20 protein-coding genes, 1 rRNA gene and 1 other annotated feature (1 of these 22 running past the window's edge) are annotated in these 20,165 nt (G+C 38.2%); of the genes, 2 read left to right on the top strand and 19 right to left on the bottom strand.

The window, feature by feature from the left end; genetic code table 11:
- Positions 1-75: a binding site (T-box leader), on the bottom strand (it extends 145 nt beyond the left edge of the window).
- Positions 76-96: 21 nt separating this feature from the next.
- The 15 genes from H5S41_RS05575 to H5S41_RS05505 all read right to left on the bottom strand — a co-directional run bounded on the left by H5S41_RS05575 (position 97) and on the right by H5S41_RS05505 (position 14,126).
- A complete protein-coding gene (locus tag H5S41_RS05575) occupies positions 97-840 on the bottom strand; it encodes a DivIVA domain-containing protein (protein WP_182602645.1) in 744 nt (247 codons plus the stop codon).
- A gap of 21 nt (positions 841-861) precedes the next feature.
- On the bottom strand, positions 862-1,647 hold the full coding sequence (locus H5S41_RS05570; protein WP_182602644.1) for a YlmH family RNA-binding protein: 786 nt from the start codon (positions 1,645-1,647) through the stop codon (positions 862-864).
- Positions 1,648-1,666: 19 nt separating this feature from the next.
- Positions 1,667-1,927 carry a YggT family protein gene (locus tag H5S41_RS05565; RefSeq protein ID WP_182602643.1) on the bottom strand — a complete coding sequence of 87 codons (261 nt, stop codon included), beginning with the start codon at positions 1,925-1,927 and terminating at the stop codon, positions 1,667-1,669.
- A gap of 18 nt (positions 1,928-1,945) precedes the next feature.
- Entirely contained in the window at positions 1,946-2,362 is a 417-nt protein-coding gene (locus H5S41_RS05560) for a cell division protein SepF (RefSeq protein ID WP_182602642.1), read from the bottom strand.
- A 72-nt stretch (positions 2,363-2,434) separates the two neighbouring features.
- On the bottom strand, positions 2,435-3,688 hold the full coding sequence (gene ftsZ / locus H5S41_RS05555) for a cell division protein FtsZ (RefSeq protein WP_182602641.1): 1,254 nt from the start codon (positions 3,686-3,688) through the stop codon (positions 2,435-2,437).
- 20 nt (positions 3,689-3,708) lie between these two features.
- Positions 3,709-5,067 (bottom strand): cell division protein FtsA, encoded by a 1,359-nt coding sequence (ftsA, locus tag H5S41_RS05550; protein WP_182602640.1) that lies wholly within the window; start codon positions 5,065-5,067, stop codon positions 3,709-3,711.
- A 122-nt stretch (positions 5,068-5,189) separates the two neighbouring features.
- Positions 5,190-6,038 carry a cell division protein FtsQ/DivIB gene (locus H5S41_RS05545; RefSeq protein WP_182602639.1) on the bottom strand — a complete coding sequence of 283 codons (849 nt, stop codon included), beginning with the start codon at positions 6,036-6,038 and terminating at the stop codon, positions 5,190-5,192.
- Positions 6,039-6,064: 26 nt separating this feature from the next.
- Positions 6,065-7,177: an undecaprenyldiphospho-muramoylpentapeptide beta-N-acetylglucosaminyltransferase gene (gene murG, locus H5S41_RS05540; RefSeq protein WP_182597960.1), complete on the bottom strand. Its 1,113-nt coding sequence runs from the start codon at positions 7,175-7,177 to the stop codon at positions 6,065-6,067.
- A gap of 1 nt (position 7,178) precedes the next feature.
- Positions 7,179-8,552 (bottom strand): UDP-N-acetylmuramoyl-L-alanine--D-glutamate ligase, encoded by a 1,374-nt coding sequence (murD, locus tag H5S41_RS05535; RefSeq protein ID WP_182602638.1) that lies wholly within the window; start codon positions 8,550-8,552, stop codon positions 7,179-7,181.
- 12 nt (positions 8,553-8,564) lie between these two features.
- Entirely contained in the window at positions 8,565-9,536 is a 972-nt protein-coding gene (mraY, locus tag H5S41_RS05530) for a phospho-N-acetylmuramoyl-pentapeptide-transferase (RefSeq protein ID WP_182602637.1), read from the bottom strand.
- Positions 9,537-9,560: 24 nt separating this feature from the next.
- Positions 9,561-11,720 (bottom strand): PASTA domain-containing penicillin-binding protein, encoded by a 2,160-nt coding sequence (locus H5S41_RS05525; RefSeq protein ID WP_182602636.1) that lies wholly within the window; start codon positions 11,718-11,720, stop codon positions 9,561-9,563.
- On the bottom strand, positions 11,720-12,091 hold the full coding sequence (ftsL2, locus tag H5S41_RS05520; protein ID WP_153710636.1) for a cell division protein FtsL: 372 nt from the start codon (positions 12,089-12,091) through the stop codon (positions 11,720-11,722). The genes H5S41_RS05525 and ftsL2 overlap by 1 nt, the downstream gene beginning before the upstream one ends.
- A 6-nt stretch (positions 12,092-12,097) precedes the next feature.
- Positions 12,098-13,054, bottom strand: a complete 957-nt coding sequence (rsmH, locus tag H5S41_RS05515; RefSeq protein ID WP_182602635.1) for a 16S rRNA (cytosine(1402)-N(4))-methyltransferase RsmH — start codon at positions 13,052-13,054, stop codon at positions 12,098-12,100.
- 15 nt (positions 13,055-13,069) lie between these two features.
- A complete protein-coding gene (gene mraZ / locus H5S41_RS05510; RefSeq protein ID WP_163705564.1) occupies positions 13,070-13,498 on the bottom strand; it encodes a division/cell wall cluster transcriptional repressor MraZ in 429 nt (142 codons plus the stop codon).
- Positions 13,499-13,769: 271 nt separating this feature from the next.
- Positions 13,770-14,126 carry a DUF3397 family protein gene (locus H5S41_RS05505; RefSeq protein ID WP_182597966.1) on the bottom strand — a complete coding sequence of 119 codons (357 nt, stop codon included), beginning with the start codon at positions 14,124-14,126 and terminating at the stop codon, positions 13,770-13,772.
- A gap of 126 nt (positions 14,127-14,252) precedes the next feature.
- On the opposite strand from H5S41_RS05505, the gene H5S41_RS05500 reads away from it, so the two are divergent.
- The gene (locus H5S41_RS05500) at positions 14,253-14,372 is read left to right on the top strand and encodes a DUF4044 domain-containing protein (protein ID WP_003666746.1); all 120 of its coding nucleotides are present in this window, start codon (positions 14,253-14,255) and stop codon (positions 14,370-14,372) included.
- 97 nt (positions 14,373-14,469) lie between these two features.
- Here the strand turns inward: H5S41_RS05500 and H5S41_RS05495 are convergent, their stop codons facing one another.
- From H5S41_RS05495 to H5S41_RS05485, 3 genes are all read right to left on the bottom strand, one after another.
- Positions 14,470-16,824 carry an FtsK/SpoIIIE family DNA translocase gene (locus H5S41_RS05495; protein ID WP_182602634.1) on the bottom strand — a complete coding sequence of 785 codons (2,355 nt, stop codon included), beginning with the start codon at positions 16,822-16,824 and terminating at the stop codon, positions 14,470-14,472.
- A gap of 21 nt (positions 16,825-16,845) precedes the next feature.
- On the bottom strand, positions 16,846-17,355 hold the full coding sequence (gene trmL, locus H5S41_RS05490; protein WP_182602633.1) for a tRNA (uridine(34)/cytosine(34)/5-carboxymethylaminomethyluridine(34)-2'-O)-methyltransferase TrmL: 510 nt from the start codon (positions 17,353-17,355) through the stop codon (positions 16,846-16,848).
- 176 nt (positions 17,356-17,531) lie between these two features.
- Entirely contained in the window at positions 17,532-18,386 is an 855-nt protein-coding gene (locus H5S41_RS05485; protein WP_182602632.1) for a methyltransferase domain-containing protein, read from the bottom strand.
- Positions 18,387-18,503: 117 nt separating this feature from the next.
- Here H5S41_RS05485 and H5S41_RS05480 point away from each other — a divergent pair, with 117 nt between their 5' ends.
- Positions 18,504-19,532 carry a lactonase family protein gene (locus H5S41_RS05480; protein WP_182602631.1) on the top strand — a complete coding sequence of 343 codons (1,029 nt, stop codon included), beginning with the start codon at positions 18,504-18,506 and terminating at the stop codon, positions 19,530-19,532.
- Positions 19,533-20,052: 520 nt separating this feature from the next.
- Here the strand turns inward: H5S41_RS05480 and rrf are convergent.
- A 5S ribosomal RNA gene (gene rrf / locus H5S41_RS05475) occupies positions 20,053-20,165 on the bottom strand; the annotation flags it as partial.

The raw sequence follows: 20,165 nt of genomic DNA, 5'->3' as shown, positions 1-20,165 counted from the left end.
CATTATCAACCTCTCACCAATTGTTGACTCGCTTTAATGTTATTTAATTATTCCACTTCTCTTCACCGATTTTATTAAAATACGATACTAGTGATATTACTTGTTGTTATCTGGGAAGACAACAACAGTTTCAGGTGAACTCCCCTTATCATCATTGGTATCAGCTTCTGAAGCTGGAGCAGCATCTTCTGCTGGCTGTTCAGCAGGAGCAGTTGGTTGTTGCTCTGATTGAGCAGGTTGTTCTTCACTAGCAGTTGTTGCAGTTGATTCTACACTGGTTGCTGAACTGCTGTCAAGACGACTTCCCAAAATTTTTTCAATTTCATCATATTTACTCAAATCATCATTTTCCAAAAGCTTATCCCACTCGTTACTCTTAATAACTTCTAACTGTGATTCAAGCATTACTTGGAGTCGTTGACGGAAGATCCGCGTTTGCTTACGAAGGTCATTAGTTTCACTTGTCAATTTCTTAGTAGAGTTAGCAGCATCTTCAATTACTTGATTTGACTTGTCATTAGCTTCTGAAACAATATCAGTTGCCTGCTTTTGTGCTTCACGAATCATAATATCTGCTTCACGTTTAGCATTATTCTTAACCTTATCCGCTGCTTCTTGTGCAACAAGAATTGATTTGTTCAAGGAATCCTTTAAATCAGCGAAGTACTTAATTTTACTATCATTAGCCCGTACTTGTTCCTGTAAGTTATTGTTTTCAGTTATCAATTCCTGAACAGTTTGTGAAACCTCCTGAATGAATTCTTGAACTTCTTCAGGATTGTATCCCCGCATCTTAGTACTAAATTCTTTATTATTAATTTGATCAACCGTCAAACTCATGAGTAAATTCCTCCATTCAAATTACGCATTTACAACCGAAATGGTAATTCTTTCTTTATCTTTTTTTGTTTTTCCATTAGTCATGTCGATCCTGAGTCGTCCTCCATGTCGAACAGAAATCAAATCATGTACATCGACCTGATAATCTGGACGATTAATTTCTTCCCAGTTTAATCGAACCTGACCGTGCTCTATTAACTGTTTTGCTCGATTCCGTGAATAGTTAAAACCCGCTGCTATGATAGCATCTAGTCGTAATGATGAAACCGTTGTGACCAATGGTGTCCACTCGTCTTCAGGTGTCAAAACTGCTTCATCAGCAATCTGAATCCATTTAACCTTTATCCTGCCAACATGATCAACGTTTTTACGTAAATATTCAGCCATCGTTTTTGACACGATAACCTGCCAATGGATCCCATCCGTTAAAATGTCACCAAACGCATTACGCTCCAGTCCTTCACCAATCAAAGTTCCCATAATTTGACGATGGTGCAGTTCCGAAAACTTGATAGGATAATTAACTTCTAAAATCTGAAGAGCAAAATCTTCTATAGAGGGTTCATAATAAGGCGGATAAATTAAAACTCGTTGCATCTCTGCGCCTTGCCAACCACCATACATTTTTATTTTAACATTGTTATTGCGATTAACAATCGTTTGAACAATAAAACGTTCACGTGGATTTAAAAAAGGAGTTAGGATAGGGCGATATTGGCCTTCAGCAGTAGCTGTCCAGTCATTAACTTGGTCGATAAGCGGTGCTTCATCTGGACGAAAGTGCTGTTTAATATTATTTTCGTTCAAAATTACTCCCTCTTAATTGTTAAAAAATTGCTGAAAGCTGTGCTAAGCCAGCCTGTACAAAATATAAAACTAGAATAGCAACCATTGGGGCAAAACTAATTCCACCAATTGGCGGGATAAAGTCAAACCAATGCATGTATGGTTCGACTAACCGGTTGATAATATCGCCCAATCGTGAATTGCGAGCATTAGGAAACCAAGACATAATACACCACACAACGATTACTAAAATATAAGCATCAACTAATTGGTTAATTGCCCATAACAAAAACGCGATCATATAAACTCCTTTTAGTGATTAAAATTTATCACTATCATTTTTTAAATTACTTGTTAAATTACCAGAAATCTCATAATTTTTTGGTGTGCATAGAAAAATCTCTTTGCCGATCCGTTTCATCTCACCATCAATTGCAAAGACTGTCCCATTTAAAAAGTCTACTAATCGTGCAGCAACACTTGAATCCATTTGCGTAAAATTAACAATTACTGCATGTCCTTCAAGTAATTGTGAGGCAATTTGTTTTACATCCGCATAAAGGCGCGGTTCATATAACGAAATTTGACTCATTTGATTTACACGGCCGCTATTGATCGATACAACTTTATTATTTGAATTCGTTGATGCTACAGAATTTTGATCACTTGTTTCATAGTATTCTTGTTCATCAATATCTTCATCACCAAACAAGCTTTTTAGGAAATTTGCTGCCATTGTATTTAACCTCCTTAATGAGTTTAGACATAAAAAGGCGGATTATTTGATCCACCTCTTTAATTTAATATTTTACTTACGACGATTCTTGAAGAACGGTGGAGTCGATAAGTTAGTATCATCATTGTCATCCGTATTAGCCGCATCATCGTTAAATACATTAAATTCTGGCTTAGTAACATGAGAAAACTCATTGTCAGAATTACGAGTTTGATTATTGGTGTCGGCTGTTGGATCATTCCATCCATCAAAAGGATCACGTGATTTAGGTTGAGGTTGTTCAACTGGTTGTTCTTCACGTGAAACAGAACGTGTTACCCGCGGAGCATCATTTTCTGCTGGCTTTTGTTGTTGGATCTTCTTTTTCTTATCGATTCCAGTAGCGATTACAGTAACTCGTACTTCATCACCCATTGACTCATTAAGAGACATACCAAATGAAATATCAACATTAGTCCCAGCAGCTTGCTTAATAACATCAGAAGCTTCTTGTGCTTCAAACATTGATAAGTCCTTACCACCCGTAATGTCCATTAAGACATGTTGAGCCCCATCAATTGATACTTCAAGTAACGGGGAAGAAATAGCTTTCTTAGTAGCTTCTGTTGCACGGTTCTCACCAGTTGAAGCACCAACCCCCATTAAGGCAGAACCTTGGTTAGACATTAAGGTCTTAATATCAGCAAAGTCAAGATTAATATATCCAGGAGTAACAATTAAATCAGAAATTCCTTGTACACCTTGACGAAGAACATTATCCGCTTCCTTAAATGCTTCCATCATTGGGGTCTTCTTATCAATCATTTCTAGCAAACGATTATTAGCAACAATAATTAAAGTGTCAACATTTGACTTTAACTTTTCAAGTCCTTCAGCAGCATATCGTGCCCGACGCGGTCCTTCAAATGAAAATGGCCGTGTAACAACACCAACAGTTAATGCTCCGCTATCCTTTGCAAGCTTAGCAACAACCGGTGCTGCACCGGTACCAGTACCACCGCCCATTCCGGCTGTGATAAAGACCATATCGGCTCCTTCTAAGGCTTTTTTAATTTGCTCTTCACTTTCTTGAGCAGCTTTTTCGCCAACTTCTGGATTGGAACCCGCACCTAAACCTTTAGTTAACTTAGGTCCGAGACGAATCTTAGTCGTAGCTTCAGAATTATTTAATGCTTGTAAATCGGTGTTAGCAACAATAAAGTCAACTCCTTGCACTTTTTCAGCAATCATTCGGTTGACGGCATTACCGCCACCACCACCAACACCAATTACTTTGATTCGTGCTTCCGCGAATTGGTTTTCGTTAGTGAACGTTTCGTTATCCATAGCAGTATTCCTCCGTTAAATTAGTCAAATAGGTTATTAAAAATATTTTTAAACCGGTTACTAAGCCCATTTTGCTTCTTCTTCTTTGGCTGCGGTTCCTCAGTAACTGGACGCTGTGTTTGTTGTAATTTAGTTGGTTCTTCCGTCCATCTTTGACTATTAGTACTAATTGACTGTGTCTTTTCTTCATGTGGACTCTTAATTGTATCAATTCGTTGAACCGTTTGCTTAATTAAACGATCGATATCTGACAATTGATTTTCATACATTCCCAACGCCAAACTAACAGCGTAGCGAGGGTGACGAATTCCCATTTGTTCTGGGACACTCACCTTAATATTACCAGTAAAGTACTGCTCAGCAAGTTCTTTAATACCTGGTAAAGCAGCCACTCCGCCAATTAATACCACGCCCCCAGGTAATTCAGGGGCATGGATAGCTTTTAGTTTGCTTTGGATACGGTCAAAAATTTGTCGTACCCGTGCTTCAATTATTTCTGATAAATACTGCTCTGAATATTGGACAGGTTCATTTTGTCCAACAACATCAACATCTACCTGCACATCTTCATCAGCTAAGGATGCCATTGCATATCCATGGTTAAGCTTAAGCTGTTCGGCATTTTTTAATGATGTATTCATAACGGTAGAAATATCTTTTGTAATATATTTTCCGCCTTCAGGATCAACATAAGTATATTTTAATTGATGATCATGAATGATACTGGTAGTGGTTTGACCACCGCCTAAATCAATTACAACTGTTCCAAAGTCCTGTTCCCCATCATTTAAGAGGTTAAAATCTGTAGCAATTGGTGTAATGACAAAATCTTTAATATCATACCCTGCCTGTTGAACAGCTTTCTTTGTGTTGTGAATAATGGTCTTAGGACCCGTATAAAGAGTCGCCTTCATTTCTAAACGAACGCCGACCATCCCCCGAGGATCTTTAATACCAGAGAAACCATCTACAGTAAATTCTGTTGGAATTAAATCAATTATTTCACGTTCCGGTGGAATACTTTGCGTTAATGCTTCTCGCGCAACATCAATTACATCTTGGTTGACAATCTCTCTTGACTGTCCTCTTGTTGCAATTGTAATCATACCGTGAACCCGTTGCATTTGTAAGTAATTTGCCGGTAAGCCAACTACAACACTTTTAATTTCAACGTTGGACTTTTCCTCGGCCTGTGCTACCGCCGCCGAAATTGCCTGGGCGGTTTTATCAATGTCGACAATAACTCCTCGGTTTAATCCTGCCGATCGTTCTACACCAACACCAATAACTTTCAACTGACCCTTAACACTTTCACACACCAGTGCCTTGATCGAGGTGGTTCCAATATCTAATCCAACGTATACTTCTGAATTATTCATTCTAAAAGGAACCCTCCTAAGACTATTATTAACTGAATTATTTATAATTTATTTAACCTACATAAGATTTTACCACACATAAACAATGACAAAAAAGAGAATTATCAAGGTTTTTCACAAAATCATTTATCCTTAGAATCATAACTATAGGAATATGCTCCTACCTGAAGGTCAATTACCCCTTTATCTTTCATGTTAGCTGCAATTGCCGGGTAGTAGGCAAGCTTATCACCAACTGTATTTAAGTCAGCATAGACTGTATTGCCATCGCGCATATAGATAATAATTCGATCAGGATATTCCTTCGTTGGCTGATAGCTCACACTTGAGATACCATTTCTAATTGCTGGTTTTAATTTACCAAGTTGACCAGCAGTTATTGCCAGTGCCTCTTGATGGCCGTCAAACCGTTTATAAGCAATCCCATTGTCAGCAGTTTTGGTTCGTTGTAACTGGCCATTTGCTAAAACTGCATATGTATCATTATTCATTACTGCTGTCCCTAAAAGCGCATTTTCTTTTACTACCAGCTGAAGGGACTGCGGGCCGGTTACCTTAATCACTAAATTTTTAATTTGCGGATTTTGTTTTTTAGCATCATTAATAATCTGGTGCCGGCCTAGGTAAACGCCCCAGATAAAGCGTCCTGGATAAATCTTGGTCTCCTTTTCAACCTGCGCTTTTGTCAGATCATGATTCCCTTTTACTTCTAAGTTCTTAACCTTACTATAAGGCGAAATAATATAAAGCATTAGGAGGAGAATTAAGCTAAATAAAATAACTAACTTTAATACCCGTTCACCATTGGAAACATAACGCTTAACTTTAATCCCATGGATCTTATTCCCAATATGAGCTTTAGCAGATTTTTTATTCCGTTGCCGTTGTTGAGCAGCAACACTTCGCTTTTCTAGTTCTGTTAAACGCCCTGAGTATTTATGATGTTCAACAGCCGATTTATTATTTTCCACTTTTTCTCCTCCTTTCAGCTTATTTTTTAATTTTGATGTTCATCAATCGCCTTATGCAAGACCTTGATCAACCGGTCTGCTGCATCTGGCCGGCCCATCTTTCGAGCAGCTGCAGCCATCTCTTTACGCAATTGAGCGTTTTCCATAATTTTATCAGCCTGAGTTAACAAGGAACGCACATCTAACTTGTCTTCCGTAATCATCAGCCCGGCATTATTTTTAACTAGCGCCTGAGCATTTTTTACTTGATGATTTGCAGTAACATAAGGACTAGGAATAAGAATTGTTGGGACACCCAGCGCCGTTACTTCAGCAATAGTAGTTGCTCCTGCCCGCGATACTAACGCTGCTACTTTAGGCATTTTAGCTGGCATATCCTTTATATAAGGTACTACTTTAACATTATCAGCTGGTTTAATGTTCGCTGTTTCTAATTGCTTTTTTACATCATCATAACGCTTTTGCCCAGTTGCAAAGATAACTTGGTACGGTCGCTTGTTGAATTCAGGAATAGCATCAACGACCGTCTTATTAATTTTAGGCGCTCCTTGACTACCCCCAAAAACCATTAATGTTGGTACATCATCCTTTAGACCATAGCTTGTCCAAGAGAAATCACTGTCTTTTTGAGCAGCAACTTGTTGAGCACGAGGATTTCCTGCCATTGTAACCTTATCAGCTGGAAATTGGTTACGCGCTGCCTCAAATGCAATTGCAATCTGGTCTACATAACGGCTTAAAAATTTGTTTGTAACGCCAACAACACTGTTCTGTTCATGAATAACCGTTGGAATATGTTTTTTGGCAGCAGCATATAAAACTGCTCCGCTAACATAGCCGCCCGTACCAAGAACCACATCTGGCTTAAAATCTTTGACAATCTTTTTAGCGTGATGAACAGAATTCAAAAACAAATAGACAGTCTTAATATTTTCTAAGGAAAGTGACCGCTTAAATCCCTGCATATGCATCGTTTCAAGCTTTATTCCAGCATCTGGAACGATTTTATTTTCAAGTCCACGAGTTGTTCCAACATATAGTACTTCGGTATCTGGTTCAACTTCTTTAAGGCGTTCAATCAATGCTAATGCCGGATAAATATGGCCGCCTGTACCACCGCCTGATACTAATAATCGCATCTTATTGCTCCTTCTTTCCTGTTAATTTTTCAACTGCTTCAATAAATTTATCACCACGAACTTCAAAACTAGGGAATTGATCCCAACTTGCATTAGCCGGTGATAATAAAATAACATCCCCGGGTTCGCTTAGTTTCCAAGCTTCAGGTACAGCGGTAATTGCATTCTCACTTTCAACAATCGAAGGGATTCCCGCTTGTTCAGCAGCATCCTTCATCTTATCCTTGCATTCTCCAAAAACGATAATTGCTTTAACATGCTTCTTAAAATAAGGAACGAGGCGCTCAAATGTATATCCACGATCAAGCCCCCCTGCTAAAAGAATTACTGGTCGGTCAAATCCTTGAAGTGCTACTTCAGTGGCCTCAATGTCAGTTGACTTTGAATCATTATAGAAAAGACGATCTTGATATTCCAGCACGTATTGGAGACGGTGACGAACCCCGCTAAATGTTGTTAACACCTTTTCGATGGCTTCATTTGTAACACCGCTTAGTTTTGCGGCTGCAATTGCTGCTAAAGCATTTTCAACATTTTGCGGTCCAATGAGACGAATATCCTTTGTCGCCATAACTTTTTCGCCGCGCCAATAAATAATTCCGTTTTCAACATAGCTTCCGTCATGACTCTTATTCAAGCGCGAGAAAGGAACAATGGTCGCCTGGCTCCGTTGAGCAATTTTCTGCCATTCATCACGGTCCCAGTTAATTACTAAAAAGTCATCTTTAGTTTGATTGCGCGTAATATTCAGCTTAGCATTAATATAATTTTCCCGTGTTTTATGATAATCCAGGTGATTTGAAAAAATATTAGTAATAATTGCAATATGCGGATGAATCGTTGGCGCACCTAATAACTGGAAACTTGATAATTCAGTAACAAGAGTATCATCAGGTCCCAAGCTTTCTGCAACCTTACTAAATGAGATCCCAATATTACCTGCATACTTTACTTGATGTTTTGCATTTTCAGCAATCATCAATTGAGTCAATGTAGTGGTTGTTGTTTTACCATTACTTCCAGTAACACTTACTAAATGCCCATCAAAAATTTGCCAGCCTAATTCTGCTTCTGTAATAATCGGTGTCCCTTTTTTTACAAATTCTGCGACAAGTGAATTATCATATGGTATTCCTGGATTTTTAACCACTATGTCAAAACCTTCATTAGCGAGCGAAAGAGGGTTGTCACCAGTAATCACTTTAATACCGTCAGCTTCTAAATCCTCAATAACCTTATTATCTTTAGGAGTTGCCTTATCATTAGCTGTAACATCTGCACCGAGTTTTACTAGCAAATGAGCAGCATTAATTCCGCTAATTCCAAATCCCATTACAAGAACTTTTTTTCCTTGATATTTGTCAATTTTCTTCATTTATTCTTACTCCTAACCAACTAATAAGATTGTCGTAACAGCAATAATTGATGCTACTAAACCAATAAGCCAAAAAACAATATCAATTTTCCATTCACTCCAGCCGCTCATTTCAAAATGATGATGGATTGGAGTCATCTTAAAGATTCGTTTACCTGTTGTCTTAAATGAAGCCACTTGAAGGATAACACTAGCAGTTTCGCAAACATAAACAATCCCAATAACCAGTAATGACCATTCGTGGTGCAGTAATAATGAAACAGCAGCAAGTGAAGCACCAATAGCTAACGATCCCATGTCACCCATAAAAATTTTGGCAGGTTTATGGTTGTATGGGAAGAAACCAAGCAGCGTTCCAATCATCGCTAAACAGAAAAGAGCAATTTCCGGATAGCCGGGTTGGTTTAAGTTTACCAGTGCAATAATCAAATATGCAGCAAATGAAGTGATTGATAAACCACTAACTAGCCCATCTAAGCCGTCAGTAAGGTTGACCGCATTTGAAAAACCAACAATCCAAAAAATAATGAATAAGCCGTAAAGCCAACCAATTTGAGTTGTCCCGAAGCCCATTTGGAATCCTTCATGCTGATAGATAACAGTAAAGACCATTGCAGCTAACACTTGACATAGCGCCTTTTGCCATGGCTTAAATCCTTCATTTTGATGGTGAAAGATCTTGATACTATCATCCCACATCCCAATTAAACCATAGACAACCAGAACGAAGAGAAGAGCCCATAACGTATTAGTTATTAAGCCCTGCCAAGCAGCTACCCATAAAACAGTTACTACCGCTGAAAAAATAAATAGTAAACCGCCCATCGTTGGTGTCCCTGCTTTTTTAGCATGCCAAGTCGGACCTTCTTTTCGAATCTGCTGTCCTTCTTTTTTTGCCCGGAAATATTTAATTAGTGAGGGCATTAATAGGAATGTGATTAAAAATGAACTAAGAATTGTCAAAACTGCACTTAAGAAATTCATATTTACCTCCGATTAGTTTATATGCTAGTTTTTAGCTTCATATTGAACAGTTAATGTTGTACCACGCTTAATTGGTGTGTTTGGTGAGATGCTTTGCTGAGTAACGTAGCCAGTACCGTTTTCTTTTACATTTAATTTTAGGATCCTGGCAAGCTGCTGAACATCGGCAGAACTCCAGCCGGAAATATCAGGCATCCGATATTCACCACCCGCATCCAAAATAACGTGTTGATCAGTCAATACCTGTTGATTAGGCTCAGCAGATTGTTGCTTAACTTTTCCTTTAGAACCAACTATAACAACCTGCATTCCCTTTTTAGACAATTGACTATTAGCCTTCTGGGTTGTCTCGCCAATAACATTAGGCATAGTAATAACTTTTCGCTTAGCTTTTTCTGCTACTTTCTGCTGACTTAACAACATTTTCATTGTTGGATTAAAGACACTCGCAATTTGCTTAGTAGCTGGTTTCTTTAAGTTTTGCGGCTGCCGAAGCGTTACGTACATAATATATTTAGGATTTTTAGCAGGAGCCATCCCAACAAATGAGTAAAGGTAATTAGTATCACCAGTTGAGTAACCATGCGCTCCACCAATTTGCGCGGTGGCAGTCTTTCCGGCAATACGATATCCTTTGATTTGATAATCATGACCTAATCCTTTTTGATCATAAATAACGCCCTGCATATAGCCAAGCACTTTCTTTGCGGTCGATGCTTTTATTGGGTGACCAACAACTTCTGGCTTTACTTGTTTAACAGTTTTTCCGTTATTGCCATTCACAATCCGGCTAATAATATATGGTTTCATCATCTTACCATTATTACCAATTGCACTAAATGCCTGCATCATTTGCATCGCATTTACCGTTATCCCTTGACCAAAAGCGGTATTAGCCTGAGCAAGCGCACCCTTAAAAGTGGTGTACCCATTCACTTCGTTACCCATTCCGATAACATTAACTTTTTTAAGTAATCCAAACCGTTTGATATACTTCATCCAAGTATCGGCACCCATATCCTGTTCAACATGAGCAAAACCAACATTACTAGACATATCAAAAGCATCTTTATAGGAAATAGTTCCCCATCCAGAACTCGACCAGTCGGTAATTTTTCCGCCACCCATTGCCCAAGTTCCTGAATTAAAGGTCGCATCGGGATTAAAGTGTCCCGTATCGATAGCAGCTGCTAAAGTCAATATCTTCATTACAGAGCCAGGCTCATAAGCATCCTGTACTAGCATATTTCGCCAGACAGGATTATTTTCAGCATGAAGGGTTGGTCGCTGTGTGGCAGCAATAATCTTACCTGTTTTCGCTTCCATCACAACTGCAGTCATTGAATTAGCATTGGAGCTCTTATAAGCCTTGTTAATTTTATTCTCAAGAAAATGCTGCGTTTGCGAGTCAAGGGTCGTGTAGATGTTATCCCCATTCACTGCTTTTTTCATTACTTGTTTTGAATTTGCAATTTGGTACCCGTATACATCTTGCTTATCTTTTCGCAAACCGTTTACTCCGGTAAGTTCTTTATCAAAATATCCTTCTAAGCCTAATTGACCGACTAAATTAGTTTCGTCTGTTCCATTCTTAGTCTTTACCTTGGGAGTTGCCATTCCAATTATCTGGGAAGCAAATTCACCTTCTGGATATTGGCGCGCTGGAGTAGCAATAAAATTGATCCCCGGTAGATGACGTTTTTTTATTTTTTGCATTGTTGATGCAGAAAGATTACTCCCAGCACTCCCGAATTCAACCTGGTATGCTTGTCCCTTTGGCTTTAGAGCTTTTTCGATTTGAGCCGGTTTAAGGTTTATATATTGAGATAAAATCTGAGCGGTTTTCTTACGATCTTTAACGTAGAGCGGCTTGCCATCAGAAGATTTTTGCGTCCGGTCTAAAACAGCATATAGGGTGTACTTGCTAGTATCAGTTGCCAGTGCATTCCCATCGGCATCATAAATGTCGCCCCGTCGCGCTTGAATTATACGCTGCTGAGTATAAATCTGCTCAGCTTGTGATCGTAAATTAACGTGTTGAACATCCTTATTTATTGCGATATACGCAAAACGAACGATAAATAAGGTAAACAATCCAACCGTGATTAGAAAGAGCCATTTGCCAAAGGTCCCTCGGTTTTCTCTATGTCCCCTATTTTTCGTTCGTTGTGGCTTCTTATTCATTATTTATTAACGTTCCTTACATTTGAATTTTTATCTGTTAATCCATATTTATGTGCTGCTGATTTCAAATGCGATTGACTCGTCAATTCAGCAATTTCTTGCTGCGAACTTGTATTACTACTTTTCGCTTTACTAATTTGTGTTTGAACATCTTGCAAATGTCGTTGCTGATTATTAATACTAATTTTTGTTGAAAGAAGACTAATCATTAAGACTAACGTAATTAAACTCCCCGCAGCTACTAAAAAACGTTCAAACTTTGACCACCTAACTGGTTGAGGTGATGTTTGAGGCTGGCGATAAGTCTTTTTCTCTGGCATTTGCAGAGGCTGTTCTTGCCCTGCTAATTGCCTTGCCGCATTTGAAACCATAATATGTCACTTTCCTTCTTTAATTCTTTCAATTATTCTCAACTTGGCACTATGCGCACGATGATTTGCAATTAATTCTTGATTACTAGCTATGATTGGTTTTTTGTTAATTAGTTTAAAATTTGGCTCCATTCCTGCTGGAATTACAGGTAATCCTTGTGGCACATCAGCACTCAAGGATGTTTTCTCCCGAAACATTGTCTTAACTAATCTGTCTTCTAATGATTGGAATGTAATTACACTAATCCGTCCGCCAACATTCAACAAGGTCAGTGCTTGCTCCAACGATTCCTCTAGAGCACCCAGTTCATCATTAACGGCAATCCGAATTGCTTGAAAACTCTTCTTAGCGGGATGACCGCCATGCCGCCGGGCTGCTGCCGGAATCGCTTCTTTAATTACGTCAACCAGCTCAAATGTTGTCCTAATTGGTGTCACCGCACGACGCTGTTCAATTTTTCTTGCAATCGACTTGGCAAACTTTTCTTCACCATATCGGTAAAGGATTTTAACTAAACGCTCGTATGGCCAATCGTTAACTACTTCCATCGCTGATAGTGCTTGTTCCTGATTCATCCGCATATCAAGCGGCGCATCATGTTGGTAACTAAAGCCGCGTTTAGCATCATCAAACTGTGGCGACGAAACTCCTAAATCATAAAGAATACCATCAATACGATTGACATTGTACTTATTTAATTCCGCTTTTAAGTTGCGAAAATTATCTTCTACTAATGTTAATTTATGCTGATTGATTTCTGTTCTTAGGTATTCTTTATTATATTCAATTGCAGTCTGATCTTGATCAAAAGAATACAGATGACCACCCGCTAGCTGTTGTAATATCGCCTGCGTGTGGCCACCACCACCTAATGTTGCATCAACGTAAGTGCCAGTTGATTGCACATTTAATCCTGCTACGGCCTCCTTCAAAAGTACCGTTACATGTTTAAATTCTGCCATCAACTAAAACCTCCATTAAAAATCAATATTAAGATCTTCTGCAATTTCATCAAAATTGTCTGCTGTATCACTCGTAAATTTATTCCACCGGTCTTCGCTCCAAACTTCTAACCGGTTGGAAACGCCAACTATCACACACTTTTTTTCAAGTGCTGCGTGGGCTCGCAAAGTCGAGGGAATATTAATCCGCCCCTGCTTGTCGATTTCACAATCAGTCGCAGCAGAATATAAAAAACGTACAAATGCACGTGCATCACGCTTTGTTAGTGGTAAAGCTTTTAGTTTCTGTTCTAAAAGTTCCCATTCTTTTAATGGATACCCGAACAAGCACCCATCTAACCCCCGAGTAACAATAAAGTGTGTCCCCAATTGTTCTCGAAATTTGGCTGGGATTATTAGTCGACCCTTAGCGTCAATAGTGTGAGTAAATTCGCCCATTAACACGACTAATAACCTCCCTTACCACTTTATAGGTCAAGTCTACCACAATCCCCCACTTCTCACCACGTAATTTTATGAATTTTATCAAAAAGTAATAGATGTTCTAAATAGTCTGTAAATCCCAAAAAGTTAAAATAATATACGGAAGTTGGACAGTAAAAGGATGGGTAGGTTAATAAGGTGCTAATCAACAGTTTAAGCTGCCAGTTAGTTACTGCACTATGAAATCTTTATCCTTTAAAATATTTAAGAGGTTGAGATATTTCCCAGCCTCTTAAACAAGCGGTAACCATGAAGAAAAAAACAAGCTACCAATATATATAATTAATGCATAATATGCAGAATAGCGCCAGAAAACTGGCCAATAACGGCGATAAATGAATTCATGATTATGAACTATCTGAATACCAATTAATATCAGCGCTAAAATCATCCAAACAGCAATTGGATAGGCTGGCCAATAAAATCCTAAATTAAAAATAATTAAGATCCACAAAATAATTGTCCATTCCCACCATAAATGTTTATGTTTTTTTACCTTATGTGAGATTTTCAATAAAAGATGTTCTACAACTCCTACTATTAATAATAAAATAATCTCTAAAATAATGACTTTAATATTAACCGTCAAGATTTTCAGTCCCTTTCTTAATGTCCTAAATAGTTTTAGTTTAACATAATCTAAAACAAGATTTGAAAAAGACAATTAAAATGCGGTACACTACTATTACTGATAAAAATGGAAGGATGGTTAATAATGCAACGAAAAAAGAAAACTCGTTTCCAAAAAATTACCATGGTTGCAATTTGGCTAATGTTAATTGCAATGCTCGGCTCATTAATTTTTGGTGCAGTAGCATCCTTAAACTTAATTTAACTCCTTAAAGATCTCAATCGTTTCATATATAAATGGGGCTCCAGGATTCGGCTTTACCGAATACTAGAGCCCCATTCGTGTTTTGAATTATAAACTATTAAAGTGTATTTTCATCCTTTTGTTTATAAACTTCTCGTGGTTTTGAACCATTAGCGGGTCCAATAAAGCCACGTTGTTCCATATCGTCAATAATCCGTGCAGCACGATTATAACCAATTCTAAAGCGACGTTGGATTAGCGAAGTCGATGCTTTCTGCTGATCAACCACGAAATCTAATGCCTCTGGAAATAATTCATCTTCCTCTTCAGCCTGCTCTTCTTGTTCAATTTCATTATCTGTTACAACCATATTATCATCGTATTCAGCAGCACTCTCACTCTTAATAAAATCAACTACTGCTTCAACATCATGATCAGAAATAAATGCTCCTTGAATTCGAACAGGCTTATTTTGGTCGATCGGTTCAAATAACATATCCCCGCGACCAAGGAGTTTTTCAGCTCCGTTAGTATCAATAATAGTTCGTGAGTCAATCCCACTCGAAACGGCAAAAGCAATCCGTGACGGGACATTGGCTTTGATTAATCCGGTAATAACATCCACCGATGGGCGCTGCGTTGCTAAAATCATATGAATACCAGCAGCACGTCCCATTTGAGCAATCCGGACAATTGCATCTTCAACGTCATGAGAAACAGTCATCATTAAATCCGCTAATTCGTCAACAATTACTAACACCAATGGTAATTTAGACTGCGAATCTTCGGGATGCTCATCATTCTGTTGCTGGACAAATTTATTATATCCATCAAGATTTCGTACTCCGAATTTAGCAAATAATTCATATCGGCGCTCCATTTCAGCAACCACCTTACCAAGTGCCCGCGCCGCTTTCTTAGGCTCTGAAACTACTGGACTTAGTAGATGAGGGATACCGTTATAAACACTTAATTCAACCTTCTTGGGATCAATCATCAACATTTTAACCTGATGAGGTTTAGCTTTTAATAGGATACTTGTGATAATTACATTAATAGCAACTGATTTCCCACTCCCCGTTGCTCCTGCAATTAAGAGGTGCGGCATCTTGGTTAAGTCTGCCATCTTAACATCGCCAGTAACGCTTCTGCCAAGAGGTACTTCCATCGGTTTGTCATTATTAGGAGCATTCTCAATCATATCCCTAAATCCAACAGTGGCAATTTGCTGGTTCGGCACTTCGATTCCAATCAGTGATTTTCCAGGAATAGGAGCCTCAATCCGAATATCCTTTGCCGCTAAAGCAAGGGCTAAATCATCGGCTAAATGAGTAATCCGACTGACTTTTACTCCCACTGCAGGCCGTAACTCATACTTTGTCACTGAAGGTCCAAGATTAACATTTTCAACTGTGGCATCGACACCAAAAGATTTTAATGTCTGCTGAAGAGTTTGCGTATTTTTCTTAATATTACGTAAGTCTTCTTGCTGATCGGTCGCTTTCACTTGACTCAATAAGCTAATTGGGGGTAATTGATAATCATCATCTTCTTTAGCATCGATTCCGGTTAATGTTCCCTCGGAGTCTATTTGATTTTCAGAAGAAGTGTCGTCCCCATTGATATTACTTTCTTCATCATTCTGGCTTTCACTTGCTACCCGAATGGTTGGTTCGCTTGCTGTGGCGGTAGGAGATGATGAAACTGCAGCTGATGCCAATGGTGGGGTCGATGTTTCAGGCTCTTGATCAGTAAAGAAATCCTTTACTTGTCGTGATGCTCTAGCAATTGGGGCACTGATTGAAGAAGCAGAGGCTGGTCTTGCTACATTCTCAGACCTCTTTTTTATTAATTGTTCATGAGCATTCGCCATTGCTGTTCCGGATTTTTTGATTCCAATTCCTAGTTTTACCAAGAAGTCACGCCATGGTAAAGCGAAGAAAATAATAATTCCGATAATCATTAATAACCATGCTAAAATGGCTGTCCCAACTTCAGAAATTAAAATATTGCTTCCATTATATAAGTAAGCGCCAATCATCCCCCCGCCCACAGAAACTGTCGAATCACCATTAAAAATAACCTTACTAAGACTATTCCAGGTAGTTTCAATTATTTTGGCGTGAAGATTCAAACGCTGAAACATAATAGTTTGCAACCACATTAAAAATCCGGTATAAGCAATAAGCGTACCAGCAATCCAGCGTTTCTTAAAATGCGGCCAATGACTATAAAGTGCAAAACATAAGCCATACAGGAACACAATAACCATTGCGAGCGGATAAGATTCGCCAACGAAGATTTTAAAACAGTTATCAAGGAAAGTACCCAATACTCCTAGATTAAATAAGCCAACTAACATTAACAGGCAAACAATAACACCAAGCAAGTTATCGATTAAACGATATTGCTGTTTTCTCTTCTTTGTCTGCCCTTTTGTCCGGCGGGATGATACTTTTTTTCTTCTCGCCATCTTATCATTGCCTCCCTAATCCTACTTTAATTTATCAAATTCATAACGGTGGACACGCGCTAATTGGGGAAAGTTCTGTTGCCGCAGTGCTTCATAAATAACGATTGCGGCGCTATTTGAAAGGTTTAATGCCCGAATATTTTCATCATTTTGAGGAATCCGAATAGCATTTTCAGGATATCTTTGCATAAACCGTTCTGGTAGCCCTGTTGTCTCTTTTCCAAACAAGAAATAATGATCCCCTTCACCAGTATAATCTACATCGGTGTAATCATGCGTGGCAAATTTTGAAACAATGTACAAGCGGTTGATATCAGGAATTGTTTTCATAAATGAAGGCAAGTCTTCATGATATGTAATTTTTACTTTATCCCAATAATCCAGTCCAGCTCGCTTCATGTGTTTATCATCTGTTGAGAATCCAAGGGGCTTTATTAAATGCAGCTCTGTATTCGTACCTGCACAAGTACGAGCAATATTCCCGGTATTAGCTGGAAAAAGCGGTTCAAACAAGACAATATGGTTTGTCATAATAAAAATCTCCTTAAACAAATAAAAAAAGCAGGGTCTCGGTGTGGGCACGGCGAAACGCTGCTTTAATGAAGTACTCCTTGATAATCACCAACGAATTTATCCATTTCGATGTCAATTATCAAACGATTTCTTATAATAATTTAGCACTAAATTATCGCAGATGCAATATTAAATTAACTTTTTTTCGTAATTAATAAACTAACATCAACAGTGATTGTTGATAATTGTTCAAGTTCTTCTCGGGATAATTTTTTAGCATTTTCTCCCCAATGCAACGGAGTCATTTCCAACAGTGCCTCTTGTAACCCATTTGGAATATTGAAACGATACTTTAATTTTTTAATCTGGCTATTCGGATAGTGGTGTTTAAATAATTCTACAACCCGCGAGTTATCGTATTGATAGTTACGCTCTCCATCTTGGTATAAAAGGTGGCGTAATTCAATTAAATAATTAGCATTGGGAATTACCTTAATTAGCATTCCATTATTTTTTAAGACCCGATTAAATTCTTGATAATCTGACGGAGAAAATAATTCTAAAATCAAATCAAAACTTTGTGCAGTAAATGGTAATTTCCGCAAATCAGCAACGCAAAAAAATGCTGCTAAAGGTAATTGGGTTGCTAAAGTTATTCCTGGTTTAGAAATGTCGAATCCAATCATTGTATCAGAATATTTCAAGCGAAGAGTGTTTAATTGCATTAATGGAGTTCCTTCACCAGTACCAACATCCAAAATCTTCATTGGCTTTGCTGGCAGCAATTTACTGATTTCTTCAATAATAGGACGAAATAGTCCCGCATTTAGGAGCTGCCGGCGCGAATTAAACATTTCACGACCATATTCAGTGTTGGCGGCACCATTAAGGAAATGAAGATATCCATGTCGGTTAAAGTCAAAGCGATGGTTATTAATACAAACAAGACTATTTCCTTCTACTTTTTCCATCGGCTGCTCGCATACGGGACATTGGAACAGATCAATATTACTTTTTACTAATTCACGCTGACGTTCTACTTTTTTCACGTTCTTTCCTCCATTAACTAATAATAAAAAATACTAAGAACAGTGTATCACAGCTAGAATTACGGTGGGCAAATTGCTATTATATAGGTAAGCATTTTCAAAAAGGAGGAAATTGAATTGATTGAACAATTTCTAATTGGAACTTATACCAAAAAGACAAGTAAAGGAATTTACAAGGTCACTCTTGATACTGATCAAGAAAAAATTACCGATGTAAGCTTGGCAATCCCATCACAAAAGCCAGCGTATCTACAAGTGGGCCAAGACGGTCGGATCTATGCTATTAAGCAAGTAGATGATCAAGGGGGAGTTGCTTCATATTCCTTAGATGACAATAATGCAAAGATGTTAAGTGAAGTCTTAGCAGCCGGTGCACCACCTGCATATGTAGGTGTCGATGAGAAACGTCATTTACTTTACAGTGCTAATTACCACACTGCTAAAGTAGATGTGTTCAAGATTAATTCAGACGGCACTCTTACCCAAACTGATTCGGTTTTGCATGAAGGTGCAACTGGTCCACAACCAGAACAAGAAGCTCCTCATGTTCATTATGCTGACTTAACTCCCGACAACCGGTTAGTAGTTTGTGATTTAGGAATGGATCTTGTTGTTGTCTACGATGTATCTGACAATGGAAAACTAACAGCTGTTTCACGTTACAAATGTGAGGATGGTTTTGGAACTCGTCATATTGCATTCCACCCAAATGGCAAGTACGCATACCTATTAGGGGAATTAAGCAGCAAATTAGAAGTATTAAAGTATAACAGTTCAGATGCTTCTTTTAAGCACTTACAGACAATTAAAACAATTCCTTCAACATGGACTGTCCATAATGGAGCAGCAGCTATCCGTATTTCAAGCGATGGTAAATTTGTATACACTTCTAATCGGGGAGAAAACACAATTGCTGTCTTTGAAATTCAACCAGATTTCACCGTTAAGCATATCCAGTCTATTTCTACTGAAGGTGATTTCCCACGCGACTTTAACTTAAACCAAGATGAACATTACCTTTTAGCTTCAAACCAAAACACAGATAATCTTACCCTTTACAAGCGCGATCCAACAACTGGTAAGCTAACTCTTCTGCAAAAAGATGTAGCTTGTCCAGAACCAGTTTGCGTTATGAGATGGAAGTAAATAGTGTAACATAACTACAATTATCGGCTCTATAATATCTGATATTGATATAGAAAGTAGTATTTCCATATCAATATCAGTTTTTTTGCTTTTAAACTAAAAAAGAGGTCCGCCCTCTGATACAATGAAATCGCCAAATCACACAGAAAAGAAGGTAACCTCCATAAATAATAGTACAAGAACTTTCCTTAATTTAACAGATCTTTATTTAATTTTTTCAAAAATAGAGAATTAAACTTGGCTTAAAGTCTCAACTTTCAACTTGTCGGAATTGAGCGTGTTAAGATAATAAAACGTGTTACCTATAGTTATCGCCTTCTTGTAGCCTTTAGCAAAAATTTATTTAATTAGTAGTCACTAAATCTTAAACAACTAAAAAGAACCGTCACAGACGAATTTTCGCATATCAATATGACTTGACGTAGTGCGAGATTTCTATATTTCCATCAGTAAGATGTTTAACGAAGATCAAAAAAAGACCTGAGAAGAAACACTCCTCAAGTCTTTTAATAATCATTTAGCGTGGCAACGTCCTATCCTCGCAGGGAGCGATCCCCCAACTACTTTCGGCGTGTTGAAGCTTAACTTCTGTGTTCGGCATGGGTACAGGTGTATCCTTCAAGCCATCATCAC

Origin of the sequence: Limosilactobacillus albertensis, from assembly GCF_014145555.1 — a bacterium.
Lineage (GTDB): Bacteria > Bacillota > Bacilli > Lactobacillales > Lactobacillaceae > Limosilactobacillus > Limosilactobacillus albertensis.
This window is presented reverse-complemented; position numbering and strand designations above follow the sequence as displayed.